Raw genomic sequence first — 15,392 nt, 5'->3', positions numbered from 1 at the left:
GCTAGAAGATTTGGTTGATTAGGCTTTTTTGGAGGGATTTCGAATTTCGTAGTTTTACATTTAATTTGAATTCTAAATCCTGAAATCTGGCCATTTCTTTAAGTAAATCAGATTCGTCTGGAATAATTTTGATTGAAAACTCACCAATAATTTTATGATTGACCCTTGGCATCTTTGTGCCAAATCCTTTTCCTGAAATATAGTTGATGAAAGATTTGCTATGAAAGATATGCAAAACATATGCTTTTGATACGTGCCTTGTTTTGTATACCAATAATTCAGTTGATGAAACAGCGTCAAAAGTAGCAATAAATGCTTTATCAAGGTAAGGTCTCAACTTGCTATAGCATAAATCACCTTCATCTATACAATTACATTGAGCCTCTGCGGAACTTGAATCAGAAAAATCAGTACAAAAAAATGCACCTGACTCGACATTCTCCAATCCTATATATCGATCTCTCATATGAGGTACTGCGCTTTTCTCATTTTTTGGAATCAATACTTCGGAAAGAAATACCTTTTCACCGTGCGCCTCACAAACTCGGTTTTCAAAGAAATTCTGAGTTGACCGTTTCAGTATATTCAAAAGAAATAATTCATTTTCAACCACCTCATCCATAGCCCAAAGCAATTCAGCCAATTTCGCTTGTTGGTGTTTGGGTGGCAGCAGAAATTCATAGTCGGCAATATCCTTCCAATTGATATAGGGATTCACCGAGCCTTTAGAGTTGCGGATAGAATGCTCAGCAAAACCTTCCGACAGCATGACAAAGGGCAAAAGCCGCTTATCAAGCTTGGCTTCATTAGCCTTAATCACAAAGGTTGTATTGGAAGTAATGCCGTCAAAATGAGCAATCGCCACTTTTCTTAAATAAGTCCGCCTTGAGCCATAGAGAATATCACCTTGTTCAAACTTCCGAATAAATGCCGGGCCTAAATATTCATCGGTTAACTCACCCCATTCTCTTAGATGCAAGTCTTCCGATCCCATATGTTCACCTTTAACATATCGGGTCAGCTCAGTGTTTTCTCTGTCAACGGATTCTTTTTGCTGAATCGCGACATCGCCGAATTTAACCAACTGCCAATCGCTTCGATCCAGTTGAAGCTCGGTTACTTGGCCCATTACAAAATCATCCATCTTAATTCAGCTCGTTAAATAGGGTTTGCATGGATTTCTTTAATTCATTACCGGCTTTCTGCCAGTTTTTGAATGCTTCGCTAAAGCTGACACTGCTGCCAGAATTATCCTTTTTGACATAGAAATTAATATTCATGTTGCCGTTTAACGCTAGTATTTCTTCTATAGTCGCAACCTTGGAGTAGTGCGGTATGTCAGTGAAATCGACGAATGCCTGGTATAACTTGTTGATATGTGCGTTTGTTAAGTAGGATTGTCCCTTATTCTCGACCACGTCATCTTTGCCATTTACGAATAACACTTTGCCTTTTCTTGCTGCTGGCTTATTGGTATTGCCTACCAAAATCATGGCTTCCATCGGTGAGTTGTAGAATAGGTTGGGACCTAAGCCAATGACCGCTTCAATTTGATCTGAGGCGACCATTTTTCTGCGCATTTCTGCTTCCGAATCCCTGAATAAAATGCCGTGGGGCCAAAGAATGGCAAAACGGCCATTGTCTTTATCCAGACTTTTATGAATATGCTGCTGAAACGCATAATCGGCACAGCCTTGCGGCGGCGTGCCCCAAAGATTACGTCCGTACGGATCGCTCTCAAACGATTTGCGATCCCAGGCTTTGATCGAGTATGGCGGATTGGCGAGAATGACATTAAAGGTTTTGAGCTGATCGTTCTCCAGAAAGGCTGGATTCGTCAGAGTATCGCCGCGCACAATGCTGAATTCTTCGATGCCGTGCATAAACATGTTCATGCGGGCTATGGCGGAAGTAAGCAGGTTGATTTCCTGCCCGTAGAGTTTCAAGGTGCGGTATTCCTTGCGTTCCTCTTTTAAATGCAACGCACAATTCAGCAACAAGCCACCGGAACCGCAAGTTGGGTCATAGACGCTTTCGCCAGGTTGTGGGTTCATGATGAGCGTCATCAGCTTGACCACGGTGCGGTTGGTGTAAAACTCGGCGGCAGTATGGCCACTGTCGTCTGCAAATTCCTTAATCAGGTACTCGTAAGCATTGCCCAGTTGATCATCGGGCACGTTGCTGATGTTGAGCTTGTGCTGGGAGAAATGCTCGATCAGATCGGTTAAGATAGCGTCGGATAATCGGTCTTTATTGGTCCAACTGGCATCGCCAAAAATGCCAAACAAGGTATCCGGATTGGCTTGTTCAATCGCCCGCATCGCTTCCTGCAATGCTGCGCCAATGTTGACGGTTTTCTCCCGCACGTCGTTCCAGTGCGCGCCGCCTGAAATCTGGAAATGATGGTTCTCGGCAAACGCGGCATATTCCAGATCGCCATTACTTTCTGCTAAGGCGTTGGCAAACTCTTCGTCATACACATCGGAAATGCGCTTGAAGAACAGCAAGGGAAAGATATACTGCTTATAATCCCCGGCATCAATGGTTCCACGTAACGCCGTGGCTGCGCCCCAGAGGTATTTTTCGAGTTCTTGCTGGGTCATATGGAGGTACTATCCATGTTTGTACTTTGGGCGTTCTCGACCGTATTGATGATATCGGAGGCGTGAATATCTCTACCTTCTACCAATAGTTCCACCGCCTTAATAACATAAGCAACCCGTTTCTGAATAAAGTTTTTGAAATCTTGCTTTACCTTTTCTTGTTTCTCATTCTCGGTTAAACCATCGTAGCCGCCGCTTCTCAGCTCTTGAATCGGGATCAGGTGCGACTTCAATCGGTCATTAACAATATCTTCGCTGGTCCAGTTGTATCGCTCTTTGAGGTAGCTCAGAGGATCTTTATTACTGATATTTAGGTTGGTTTTATCGGTAATCAACGCGCAATTTAATGCCAGCCAACTATCAATACCGAACTCGGTTAGAAGCGCTTCCGGAAACACGTGATGGTAATGCCGTTTACCACTGAGTAACTGAGCGCGGGTAAGTTGCGCCCCATCCGCAAAATCATAAGCTCCAAGTTTGCTGAAAATAGCTAGTATTGCCCTACCACGGATATTTTCCCGCTTAGGCCAACCTACACGCAGGAGTTCATCCTCGGTAGCAAGTGGATGTAGCTCTCTATTGAGCACAGGTACATCGGATTCATCCCATGGAACGCCATCTTTTTTCTGCTTACCTTCTATGATGTTTTTGAGAGCAACAAAATCGCTATAGGCATGGGTTGCCGCTGCATTTTCATAACGGTTGGTAAAAAAGCTGGACCAAAGATACTTTTTTAGCAATGTTTCAAATTTGCCTCTTTGATCGAGAGTTTCCGGAATATAGACATACAAAGCGGCAATCACGGCTAACACAGCATTAGTTGGCAATCGATCCCGATCAGGAATACCTTGGGATTCCAAGAGTAATGCCATTTTGGATAATCCATCGGTCATCTTATCCCAGTTGTTTACCATCTCATCCTTGCTCATATCCCACATGCCCTTTTGGTTTGGTAGCTTGTTTTGGATAAGTGCCGAAGTAGCCAGGATCAAAAAAGGTAATTCGTAGTAATACTGAATATTGGGGTGAGTTGCGTTCAACTGATGCTGATAGTCATCCAGTGAAACACCTTTGACGCCTTCTATTTCTGCACGAATGATGTCGTATTGGGATAAGGGCTTGCTATTGGTATTCATGTTGATGAATACCTGCAACGCAGTGTCTTTTGAAGTCTGTGCTGGTAAGGCGAGATACGGTAGATTGAAGTGCGCGATGGTTTCCCTAAAGTCGCGGATTGTTGTTTTTACCTGATTCTTCTGTTCCATCCATTGGGTAAGCAACGCCTCAAATTCTTCAGCGCTTGGTTTTGGTTTGGACACAGCCAGTGCGGAATCAACCCAGGCATCGATTTCTGATGCGATATCTCCTGGCCTAAATAACTGCATAGGAATGAGTCCACGGCTTAGGCAATTTTGAGGAATATCAGCCCACAGTGGCATTTTGGCGTTGTTTTTATTGACCCAACGGCTGACATGCCAAATTTCGGATTCGTCTGATTCTTGTGATGTTTCTTTATTTTGATCAAACAGAGGCAAGTAAAGAAAGTAGGTTGCGTCTTGGTAGTTATTGTGCAAAGTTCTCCAAAGAGCAGTGAGACGCTGTTGCCCGTCTAACAAGTGCTCGGTAACGCGAACACTGGTTTCCGGTGCAGTTGCCAAGTATCGTGAGACGAATTGCTCTTCATTAACATTTAGCAGGAGCGTAACGCCTAGCGGTAAATTTTTGGTTACCGTATCTAACAAGCTGCAAATGCGGTTTTTATCCCATGCCTGGTGGCGCTGGAAGCGCGGCAGTTTAATTTCTCCATTTTGGATGCGTTGGAACCAAACTTGGACTTGTCTATCCTGAGCTGAACTGGATGGCATTTTCATTTGAGAAATCCATTTAATATGGTTTTGAATTTTTCTTCTGCTTCTAAACTGGCTTGCCAAGCGGCCTTCAAATCGCTCAGCGCCTCTTCCACACTGGGTAAGTTATCCTCAATGATTTTTTCCACGTAGAGCGGTATGTTCAGGTTGTAATCGTTTTCTTTGAGATCGTTGATTGTGGCCACTTTGACGTAGTTCTCGACATCACGAAAAGCTTGATACCAGTCATGAATCTGTTTGACATGCTTCGGCTCGAGGTAATTTTGTGCTCTACCGACCCTGATTTGATCGGAAGCATCGATAAAAAGGACTTTGTGTTTTTTCTCGGATGCTTTGTTCTGCTTGAATACCATCACACAAGCGGCCAGTTGCGCTCCATAGAAAATGTTGGGACCCAAACCAATTACGACTTCCAGCAAGTCCTGCTCTATCAACACTTGCCGGATAGTGCCTTCAGCCCCTTTGCGGAATAATGCACCATGCGGTAGCACGACAGTCATTCTGCCGGTGCTGTTCATGGATTTAACCATATGTTGCACCCAAGCCATGTCGCCATTACTTTTCGGTGGAACCCCGCCAATATTTCGACCAAAGGGATCATTCACCCAGTTTCCTGCCCCCCAATTATCTAAGGAAAAAGGTGGATTGGCGATCACGCAATCAAATGTTTTTAACCCATCGGCTTCAAAAAAAGCTGGGTTGCGTAACGTGTCGCCCCGGAGGATCTCAAAATCTTCTATCCCATGAAGAAACATGTTCATTCGGGCAATTGAGCTGGAAGTCAGGTTTTTTTCTTGACCGTAGAGTTTTAGTGTGCGGAAATCTTCTTTGTTATGTTTAAGGTGATCGACACATTCGAGCAACATGCCGCCAGTACCGCACGCTGGGTCATAAATACTTTCGCCTTCGTGCGGATCGAGGATTAATCCCAATAAATGCACGACAGAACGGGGGGTATAAAACTCTCCGGCTTTTTTATTGGTAAGATCGGCAAAATGCTTGATCAGATATTCGTAGGCTTGACCAAGCATATCGGGATTGATTTTTTCATTACCCAGTGCGTATTGAGAAAAGTGTTCGATCAAATTGATCAGCAGGCTGTCAGTGAGTTTGTTTTTGTTGCTCCACTGCGCATCACCGAAAATGCCATACAAGAATTCCTGGTTGGCTTGCTCTATACCTCTTAAAGCTTTTTCTATGGCTAAACCGACATTGGTTGATGTTTCCCGTACATCATTCCAATGACATCTTTCAGGGATTTCGAAGCGATGAAATTCAGGTAAGGCCGCATATTCCTGATCACCATTGGATTCTTCTAGTGCGACACGAAATTCTTCATCATAAACATCCGATATCCGCTTAAAAAATAACAAAGGAAATATGTAGACTTTGAAATCTGAGGCGTCGACCGGACCTTTTAAGATCCATGCGGCTTTGGAGAGGTATTGTTCTAATTGGGAGAGGGTTAGTTTATTTTCGTTCATTTGGTTGATTATAGCGATATGAACTAACTCTCGCATAAATTCAATTTATTCTGTTCTTTAACTGTCAATGCGAGATAATGCATCTTTTAACCAACTCCACTTGGTAAAAATTCTATTAACACAAAAGACAGTTAGCTGGTCATTTTTAGAGTAGCGTCAACAAGCTTATGAAACTGGCGGTTCTGTTGCGAAAATTGACTACTGTCAAAAGTGGTTTTAAGAAATGGAGGAAAACTATAGCCACATAATCCCGTCTAAATAGGAAATGCAATGTACATACTGATAGCGAATCTTTTATTAATCCTGCACTCTGTCCTATATTTGCGAATGAAATAAGTTTTCAGGCGGTAAATACATATAATTCTTCAAAGTTGTTGAGTTATAGCATTAAATCCTGATAGATTACCAACCACTTCTTAAACCACTAATAAGGCATCCCCATGAACAAGGCCGAATTGATTGAAGCCATTGCTACGCGCTCTAATACTACCAAAGCCCAAACAACCGCCATGCTGAACGGATTGCTTGAAGTTATTCAGGAAACCATGGCTAGTGGCAACGATGTTCAGCTTGTGGGGTTTGGTACTTTCTCAGTGACAGAACGTGCAAGTCGTGAAGGCCGCAATCCAGCGACTGGTGTAACCATGACAATTCCTGCCAAGAAGGTCGTTAAATTCAAGCCAAGTAAAACTTTATCTGATGCTGCGGTCTCTGTTAAGAAAACCAATGCAGCCAAATCAACAATGCCAAAACAAACAGATAAAAAGAAATAATACGATTGGGTGCGTTTTGATTGCAAAAACCTAGGGAATCATTAGGGGGAGAAGAGTTTCCTGGGGAAGGTTTATGAATAAAATCATACTGTAACCGATCAAATAAAACCTGAACGACTATTGATCCTTCAGTCGAACCAACCTCGGCCAGCGGTCATGTATCCAGGCATATTCAGGTGGCGTGTTGATAGTCACCACATAAACCCGAGTTTCTTTGTCTCTTTCTGCCAATAATCCCTGAATCACCATCCGTTTATCCAGTTCTATCCAGTGGGATTGATTGTCATGGTCTTTTTCCATGAACTGGTCAGCGGCAATTAAAACCGGCCTTGGATGCCAGGGCTTCCATTTACCGCTTTTGATGGAATTCAGTCGTGCCCAGCCGCCATTCGGAAATTTACCGGTGGCTTCATCCTTGCGCCTACCCCAGGTTACCCAAGTTACACCGCCATCTCGCAAACGCACCGGCAACCGCGCACCCGGTTGCGGGAAATATATCTTTTCACCCTGATATTCAATTTCGCCGTACATAATAACCCGGCCATTAGCTGTTGCGTGAGCGTGAAATTGTTTTTGTGGCTATTGCAATTAGCCGTTGACTATCTTCATGCTCAAAGGATGGCGCCATGCGTTTAATTTCGTCACTGCGTAATTGATGGCGTTTTGCGGTCAGCTGCCAATTACCTAGACTTCTCCCGATCTTTTTTAATGCAAGATCGGTTACTGATTGATTTAATGCAAAGTAGTCTGCCAGTTCCAGACAAGTATCTAATGATGGCTTAACGCTTTGGTTAAATGCCAGTTGATGCACTCGTTGGGTAAAAGTCTGGGGGGTTGGGTTTAAATCATAAGCAGGTGCCAGTCGCCATCCCTGGGAAACACGCAAAAAACCATGATTGCGTAGATGATCATCAATATTGCCAGTCATGGCGTTGAATGTCATGCGCCGCCATAATTCCAGACGGTCTTGTGCAGGCTGTGCAGATTCACGATTAATGGCATCAGCTATTTCCAGATAACTCGCGCCTTCCTTATTATCTTCATTGCGTCCTAATAGCGTCATGGCGGACATAAAAGGGGTACGCAGTGTTTTCTCACGATCAAATCGTTTGACCAGCAGAACCGGCGAATCACTCTTTGCATTTAAAACCCTGAATGCTGTTATCTCAATTCCGGCTTGTTGTGCAAGATCCAGCATAACGGCTTCCCATAAACTGACTCGCTCCGTATCGTTCTGTGAAGAAAACTTGGCAATCCAGAGTTCACCTGCATCTTCAATCGCTGCTTTAGGGCGCGCTCCGCCAAGCGATGAACCAGGCTGCGCAAGCATGGCAAGATCAGCGGCGGTCTCAGTACCGCTCTCAAAATGTCTGGCCGCGGTTTCAAGTTGTCGCATATGAATCAACTTGGGGATATTTGTATGTTCTGCAAGAAACACGTCGGGCGTATTACTGTGACTTAAACGAAGTCCACCCATGCGCATGTAATCACTAACACCCAACATATAGTCACTGTCACTTAAAAAGATACCAGTTGTGCGTGTCTGAATCAGTCTGCCCCAACGATCTGGTGAAATATCCTGGAAAGCACCCCAAAGCCGGTTGTTCAAATACGGCATATCAATCAGTAAAGGGAGTTCCGGGTCAATGGCAAAGCGATTCGGATGCTTGATCCAGGTGCGCTCATAGATAAAGCGGTAGTTTTCTCTACCACGGCTTTTATGAATTTCCAGGTGACCAATGCGATGCAATTGTCCTTGCCAATCTAATGAGACAAGCAGGTGCGTATCACTCATTTAGAAACCCTGACCCGTTTGGGTAGTTTTTCATCCATCAGATCCAGACCGAGGGAATCATGGGTACGATCCATGAGCATTTCGAGTTCATCGGCTTTACCAAGGATGTATAACGCCATCGCGTAATTGCCCATACTGGTATTGGGTTCGCCGCGTTCAATTTTTGCAACTGTTACCCGTGTAACGCCCATGCGCTCAGCCATCAATTGCACAGTAATTCCCCGGCGCTTTCTTGCGTCACGAATGTCACCACCGAGTTTCTTCAGGACTTGTTCAACACGAAATGATCTGACAGACATAATGAATACTATAGAATACATGCAATGATATAAAGATCATCATAATATACTATATAAGTATTAAATACCGAATAACTATCAGCGTGTACGACTTTTGCGTTTGCCCAATCCGCCATCTTCCTTCACAAAGGCTCTCGGCTTCCTAAAAATGGCACTTATTTCACCGGGCATTGACGCAAATAGCCCTTCTTCTCGCAATGAGCGATAATCAGAGCCCTCAACGGTTAGCACATCTTTTAGTATGCCAACTTCACAGGCTTTGGATAATACCGGGTGCCTGTAATCATTAGCATTCGTGATGGCAAATACCGTATTGACGCCAGAATTGCGTGCAAAATTTTGTAGTCGCGCCAGTAGCAGATTTTTAGGACGATCAAGTGCCGATATGGGTAACTCACTTAACGACAATACAAAACCTGTTGCACTGAGTCCTATCAAGTTAAAAAACTGATCCCGTTTTTTTAAAGCATGGCCTATCTTTGCAAGATCCTCCGGTGAGGCTATTTTCTCCAGGAGCAGTTCATGACTTTTATAATGATTATTCTGATAACCTCCTGCCTGATCACCCATCCAATTCACTAAATCGACATGACCGTCTTTATCAATGACACTGTATTGACTGGTATTGATAACGACATGACCTTTGAAACTCGGAACAGTTGATGCAAGTATTTCTGTGAGCCTGACATCCTGACTCGATGGCGTAGCATTACCCGATGGATGGTTGTGTAATAACCAGTAACCATCTGCTTTAACATGTCGTCTGGTCTTTTCTACCAAAGCACCCAGATCATGTTTGGCATATCCAATCTTTTCCAGATAGACTGCACCCGGTAATCTGGAACTCACAGCAGTATGATGAACGATGCGATTCATACGGGTATAAAATATTCTCAGCGTCTCATAGCGCGGGTCGCGTAGTATTTGCGCCATTATTGCCAGATCATGACCTGACTTAATGGGCTGATTTAGGAAGGTGGTTCCTCTTTCTTCTCTGAAATTTTTGGGGAAATCGCAACCCAGTAAGGTGCCACCTGCCCATCGAGCATGAGCTTCGAGCAGTTCTGTATAGGCACTTCGCCCTGCTTCTTTTTGCTTTTCGGTAGTACCGGGACGAGTCTCAATGTTTTCATAAAAATCACCTTCATCAGGATTGGATGGGATTCCTGGAATCTTCAGCATATTATCGCGCATCTTGTAGTCTCCTTAAAAGATTACCTGGCCAATGCCCGTTTTTGCTTGATTTCCTGCTGCTTAGGTTCAATAGGGCCTTGTAACTTCAATAAGCTGTCCTGTTTAGCCTGCTGCGATACTTTTTCAACAACCGATCCAACTTGTCGTTTGACTGCCTCAATACCCAACGCACTTTTATTGGCGAGATCATTAAAATCATTTAATTTCTTTGAGTCCAGCTCACTCGACGCAAAAACCGGAAATACCGCTACACCATTTACCAATGCCGCTGCTTCAAGCGCTTTTTCCTTGCCGGGGTTTTTGCCAAGGGTAAATTCCAGGTGATGATCATCGTCGCCTGCGATGACGATTGGCTTATGCGGATACTTTTCATGCAAATCCTTAGCTACTTTGGGTAAGTTACCCGAATCAAATGCGGCGATGACAGAATAACCCAGTGCTTGGGATAGCGTGTCTGCCGTGGCATAACCTTCAGCAATCACAATGGCAGGTGCAGCATCCAGTGCTGTAAGTCCCTGACTCTCGCTACCAACAACATGAAAGTTATTCTCCTTTCTGCTACCCGCTGCAAAAAGCTTTGCACCACTGGGTTGTATCGTTTGCACACTCCAGATCTGACCATGAATATCTTGTACAGCCAGCAATAAATCACCGGCAGTCAGTACAATACTGTCTGGATTTTCCTCACGTAGTAGCCTGACTTCCTGCCAGTTCTGACCAATTTTGATGATTGAATCGGTTGGCAAATCATGCGCATTCTGCGGCACGATTCTCAAATCGCCTGGCCGAGCATGCTTCTCTTTCAGATAAGGATGTTCGGAATCGGCAGCAGGTGCGATAGTCAGCAATTGTTGAATTGCATCAGCAACTTTAATTTGCTGCGCATGTTGTTCGGCTTTTCTGTTCTGCTGCTTGATAGCGGCTTGGGCGATCAGCTCGGCTTTCTGCTCATCCGTTAACGAATACCCCTTAGCCTTCCAGCGAATTTCAATACCGGTTCGATTGTTCTTGAAATATCCGGCAGGATGACCATCCAGATGTGCCACATAAAAACCTGATTTCTCACCCGACTTATCACCCTCAACTTTAATTCTGTGTTTGCTGCCATCCATCACCGGATGATTGCCATCAACTCGGCAACCTTGAGCGCGCAGCAATTCAGCAAATTCCACGTGAGGATCGATAGCCGGTTCCTGCTGTCTGGAAACATTCTCCGGCAGCCAACGTTGTAATGTTTGAATATCTGCTTCTGGCCCTACATACCAGGCACGGGCGGCTTTATCCCAACGAGCCCCAGCGGCCTTTGCCAAATCTTTTTCCGTATAAGGAACAATCAAATATTGACCAGCATTGTCATCGTTTTGCTCGGTCTTGGCTCCTGATATCAATACTTCAGTACTAATTGGATCATTTCGAATGCGGTTTTCATGGATGTTGGCAAGCTTAACGGCCTTTTCATGTTCATTCTTTTCGGCAGCGACATCAATGAGTGCAAGCAGATTGGTTAAATCTCGCGCTTCTTGCACAGAATCACAGTCTTTTACCCATTGGAAAGTCTGATCATCACGCTGCATAGTCACGCCCCAAAATTGTGGCTCCGTGTTTATTGAATCAACGGATACTATAGACTCAATACCATATTTATCGGTTTGAATGACGTTACCCTGAATCTGCAACTGTCCATTCCAGTCAGCAGGAATGCTAAAGCCCAGCTTGACTTCTGCCACCTCTTCAAACTCCAGGTTATCAATGCCGCCGCCCCTCGTAAATTTGAGTGCATCGGCAACCAAAATGATGGCATCTTGATCCTTGATGGGCATACCTTGCGTCAGATCATTAAACCGTTTGATATTGTGGGATGCGATGGTGGCCAGATCAGGTGAGAGATTCAGTAAATAAGTGGCGGTGTTTTGCTTGATTTGATCCATTCTGATTGCCTCCTGCGTATCAATTTCTTTTCCAATTTCCTGTTGTTGTGAGAATGCCAGTACATAATCCTGGATTTTTTCAGCATCAGCAGCGGCACGAAATATTTCTGTCGGATCTTCCTGTAGCGCTTTGATCCATGAACTCACATAAGCCACATGCTGCCCCGGATCATGCCCAATACCCAGTTCACCGCTGAGTAGCATGCTGGCAATCTCGGCACGCAATTCTTCTTTGGCGTAGCCTTCGCTTCCGAATGGATGCGCAAGATCACGGTTTAAGCGCAATTCATGGCCAGTCCAGTGGCCCAGTTCATGCAGTGCTGTTGCGTAGTAACGATCGGGTGTCGGAAACTGGTGTTTGTGTGGCAAGTGGATACTGTCAGTTGATGACCGGTAAAATGCGCGATCAGCTTCGCCATGACGGATCACGGCATTGGATGCTTGTAATATGTGCTCAGCACGCTCCAGTGGATTCCAGTCAGGGGCTTTAATGTCAAGTTCGGGCAGATTATCCATCTGCTGCGCATTAAATACGGCGGCATAAAACACTCTGGGGCGCTCAAGTCTGACCTGTTCTTTAATGGGATTGCCTTCACTATTTAAAACAGGATTCCCGTTATCATCTTTTTTGATGTGCTCCTCAGCAAATTTCCAGTATTGCACGAGCGTGCTTTTTTCACCTTTGCGCACCTGTACGCCAATGTTTATTGCTTGCTTGTACGTCAACCAACGCGGATCCGTATACGCAAGACTCATCAGGTTCAGGCTATTAATGCCCCGGTAGCGCTTACCAGTTGTTGGATTGACAGGCAATGTGGCCAGCAGGTCACCTGGTTTCCACGGCTTTTGCCAGGGGGCTACGCCTTTTTTAAGTTGCTCAATCAGATTTTCGGCGACTTGTTCATGAAAAGCCTTCTTAGCCTCTTTCATCTTCAACCTCCGTCGCATGATCAATCGTGCTATCCAGTGCATCCTGTTCGGTTAAGGCATCTTCCTTGAATGCGCCCAGCCTTTCTGCCTCCAAGGGATCAAATTCAGCTTGGAAGCCCGGTATTTCTGCATCAAGTAGCTTTTCCTGTATCACCTGCTCTTGAATGTCAGGATTGTTTGTTTCAGCATCAATCGGTGGTCTATGCATGGCTTTGACTCCTATTAATTTTTGATTAATGACTCCAGGTAAAAACTGGACGAACAACTTGCTTAATCTGATCACGCGCAATCAATCCGAAATAGCGCGCATCAAAGGATTGGGGGTTCACATCGGATAGCAGTAGGTATTCAGAATCATCCAGCACAGTTTGAAGCCGATATTGCGGCAATGGTTGATCCTCAGCATCGGCTGTTAGCTGGGCGCTATTCGGCAAATGTTCACCATTCACATAGATGCCAGCCTGAGCGATCAAAACTCGATCTCCGGATTGTGCAAACACACGTTTGAGCAACAAACCATAGCCACCAGGGCAATTACCTTGATTGATGTAGGATCTATCCTTAGCCATATCAAAAACCTCAATTTGCGGTGGACAGAAAGCGACATAAGCGCCGTTTACAATCGGTTCATCAACGACTTTGTAAAAACCCACTGGCAAGCTGGGTGTGGTATTGATATAAATCCCGCTGATCCGTGCACCAATACTCAGTACAAATAGGCTAGCGCTCATGGTCAGAATCAAAACAATCAGGATTTTGATGGGTTTTTTCATGAAGTTGATTCTCATGCGTGCCAGGTTTTTCACAATCCGGTTAATTTATCGCTGAAACTCGGGGGATTGACTTTCGCCCGTGCCGTAAAGGTTTCATCCTGGAAATACAATGGCTGCGTGCCATAAATGGCCGGGAAACCGGCCACATAAATAATCATGTCACCCGGTTTGGTAATCTTGCCTTCCGCATCTTTCATCGGGCCGGGCAGTCGCATACATTCATCCGGTGTTAATAACGCGCGCTGCGTCTCCTGCAGGGTACGGGTAACATGTCCATGCATCATCGATGACCTGCGGCCGCTGGTGGTAATCTGCTCTTTGATAACCGTGGTCTGTCCGGTCAGTTTGGATAAATGTTCCGCTGTTTCAATCCGGTTGGGTGCAAACGCGGTCTGAATGTGACAGTTGGAAGTAATCGCTTCATCATGCCCGTAGCCGGTCTCGCGACTTTTGAGTTGATTTAAGTCTTGGCAAATTAGATAGGCTTTCATGCCGTAGCCTGCGATAAACGCGAGTGATTCCTGAAATATTTCAAGTTTTCCTAAGCTTGGGAATTCGTCCAGCATCAATAGCAACTTGTGTTGGTAATGCGCGGCTGGTTGACCGTCTTTAAACGTGATTCTATCGGCCAGCTTTCTGATGATCATATTGATCAGAATGCGGATTAAAGGACGCAACCGCGATTTGTCATTGGGATGCGACACAATATACAAACTGACGGGACTCTCATGGTGCATCAAATCACGGATTGCAAAATCCGATGCACTAATATTGTTGGCGACGATCGGATCGCGGTACAAGGACAAATACGATTTGGCCGTCGACAACACGGAACCGGCTTCTTCTTCAGGGCGATCCAGCATGTCACGCGCACTGGCTGCAATAACCGGATGACTTTTGCCAACCAGATAATCCTGCATGGCCATTTCCATCCACAGCTCCCTGATATCGCGATCTGGATCAGACAGCATTGAGTCGACAGTCGATAATGTGGCAGGGGATCCTTCTCGCTCTGATTTATACAAAACATGCAAAATAACACCTACCAGCAATGCCTGGCTGGTTTTCTGCCAATGCGTTTGTAATCCCTTGCCATCTGGATCGACGATTAAGGTGGTCAGGTTTTGCACATCAGCGACTTCCATGCCGCTGCCAATCTGGATTTCATCCAGAGGATTCCAATGCGCGCTACTGGTTGATGCCGGATCAAAGCGCAGCACCTTGTTTTTGGCATGATGCTTTCTCCAACCGGAAGTGAGTGCCCATAATTCACCTTTGAGATCAGTAATGACTGCGCTCTGAGTCCAAGAAAGCAGGGTGGGTATAACCAGACTCACCCCCTTGCCTGAGCGGGTCGGGGCATAACACAACACATGTTCCGGGCCGCTGTGTTTCAGATAGTGGGTTTTGCCGGAATTATCCCGCCAGCCGCCGACATAAACGGCGTCGCTCTGGTTACTTTTACTATTCTTGCCTGTTGAAAGCAGTCCTGCGGCTACAATGTCCTGCTTATCTGCCCATCTGGCTGATCCATGTAACCCCTGATTAGTTCTGGATGAATTAGCCAGCACCATTTTAATGACCAGAACCAGTATCAAACCAATGCTGGAAAATAAAATGCCGAAACCTGCTGCCAGATCGAAGATGCCTGAATACTCGCCATACCATTTATTTGCCCATAGCAGAATTGCCCAGGATTCATAAATGTTAAAAAAGTGCGCGCCTAATTGCGGCTGGTAATTGAA

The 15,392-nt window shown here is 45.1% G+C and carries 13 protein-coding genes; 1 reads left to right on the top strand and 12 read right to left on the bottom strand.

What is annotated here, in order from left to right:
- Nucleotide 1: 1 nt before the first annotated feature.
- From BLU57_RS11650 to BLU57_RS11635, 4 genes are read right to left on the bottom strand one after another with little or no spacing between them, the layout of a single operon-like run.
- Complete coding sequence (locus BLU57_RS11650) at nt 2-1,144, bottom strand: restriction endonuclease subunit S (RefSeq protein WP_090320993.1); 1,143 nt, start codon at nt 1,142-1,144, stop codon at nt 2-4.
- Nucleotide 1,145: 1 nt separating this feature from the next.
- Nucleotides 1,146-2,603 carry a type I restriction-modification system subunit M gene (locus BLU57_RS11645; RefSeq protein ID WP_090320990.1) on the bottom strand — a complete coding sequence of 486 codons (1,458 nt, stop codon included), beginning with the start codon at nt 2,601-2,603 and terminating at the stop codon, nt 1,146-1,148.
- A complete protein-coding gene (locus BLU57_RS11640; protein ID WP_090320987.1) occupies nt 2,600-4,474 on the bottom strand; it encodes a DUF262 domain-containing protein in 1,875 nt (624 codons plus the stop codon). Before BLU57_RS11640 ends, BLU57_RS11645 begins: the two co-directional genes overlap by 4 nt.
- Nucleotides 4,471-5,955, bottom strand: coding sequence for a type I restriction-modification system subunit M (locus BLU57_RS11635; RefSeq protein WP_090320984.1), 1,485 nt, complete (start codon nt 5,953-5,955; stop codon nt 4,471-4,473). Before BLU57_RS11635 ends, BLU57_RS11640 begins: the two co-directional genes overlap by 4 nt.
- Before the next feature lie 440 nt (nt 5,956-6,395).
- On the opposite strand from BLU57_RS11635, the gene BLU57_RS11630 reads away from it, so the two are divergent.
- The gene (locus BLU57_RS11630; protein ID WP_090320982.1) at nt 6,396-6,728 is read left to right on the top strand and encodes an HU family DNA-binding protein; all 333 of its coding nucleotides are present in this window, start codon (nt 6,396-6,398) and stop codon (nt 6,726-6,728) included.
- Nucleotides 6,729-6,845: 117 nt separating this feature from the next.
- Here BLU57_RS11630 and BLU57_RS11625 read toward each other — a convergent pair whose 3' ends face one another.
- The 8 genes from BLU57_RS11625 to BLU57_RS11590 all read right to left on the bottom strand — a co-directional run.
- Nucleotides 6,846-7,259, bottom strand: a complete 414-nt coding sequence (locus tag BLU57_RS11625; protein WP_090320979.1) for a hypothetical protein — start codon at nt 7,257-7,259, stop codon at nt 6,846-6,848.
- Nucleotides 7,260-7,272: 13 nt separating this feature from the next.
- Nucleotides 7,273-8,523, bottom strand: a complete 1,251-nt coding sequence (locus tag BLU57_RS11620; protein ID WP_090320976.1) for a type II toxin-antitoxin system HipA family toxin — start codon at nt 8,521-8,523, stop codon at nt 7,273-7,275.
- A complete protein-coding gene (locus BLU57_RS11615; RefSeq protein ID WP_062558785.1) occupies nt 8,520-8,822 on the bottom strand; it encodes a helix-turn-helix transcriptional regulator in 303 nt (100 codons plus the stop codon). The genes BLU57_RS11620 and BLU57_RS11615 overlap by 4 nt, the downstream gene beginning before the upstream one ends.
- A gap of 78 nt (nt 8,823-8,900) precedes the next feature.
- A complete protein-coding gene (locus tag BLU57_RS11610) occupies nt 8,901-10,016 on the bottom strand; it encodes a JAB domain-containing protein (RefSeq protein WP_090320973.1) in 1,116 nt (371 codons plus the stop codon).
- 20 nt (nt 10,017-10,036) lie between these two features.
- Nucleotides 10,037-12,874, bottom strand: coding sequence for a zincin-like metallopeptidase domain-containing protein (locus BLU57_RS11605; protein ID WP_090320970.1), 2,838 nt, complete (start codon nt 12,872-12,874; stop codon nt 10,037-10,039).
- Nucleotides 12,861-13,082 (bottom strand): conjugal transfer protein TraD, encoded by a 222-nt coding sequence (locus BLU57_RS11600; RefSeq protein ID WP_090320967.1) that lies wholly within the window; start codon nt 13,080-13,082, stop codon nt 12,861-12,863. Before BLU57_RS11600 ends, BLU57_RS11605 begins: the two co-directional genes overlap by 14 nt.
- Nucleotides 13,083-13,107: 25 nt before the next feature.
- Nucleotides 13,108-13,647 carry a conjugative transfer signal peptidase TraF gene (gene traF / locus BLU57_RS11595; protein WP_090320964.1) on the bottom strand — a complete coding sequence of 180 codons (540 nt, stop codon included), beginning with the start codon at nt 13,645-13,647 and terminating at the stop codon, nt 13,108-13,110.
- A 29-nt stretch (nt 13,648-13,676) separates the two neighbouring features.
- Nucleotides 13,677-15,392, bottom strand: a 1,716-nt coding sequence (locus tag BLU57_RS11590; protein ID WP_090320961.1) for a type IV secretory system conjugative DNA transfer family protein, incomplete at its 5' end; no start/stop codon positions are given.

Origin of the sequence: Nitrosomonas oligotropha (genome assembly GCF_900106555.1) — a bacterium.
GTDB classification, from domain to species: domain Bacteria; phylum Pseudomonadota; class Gammaproteobacteria; order Burkholderiales; family Nitrosomonadaceae; genus Nitrosomonas; species Nitrosomonas oligotropha_A.
This window is presented reverse-complemented; position numbering and strand designations above follow the sequence as displayed.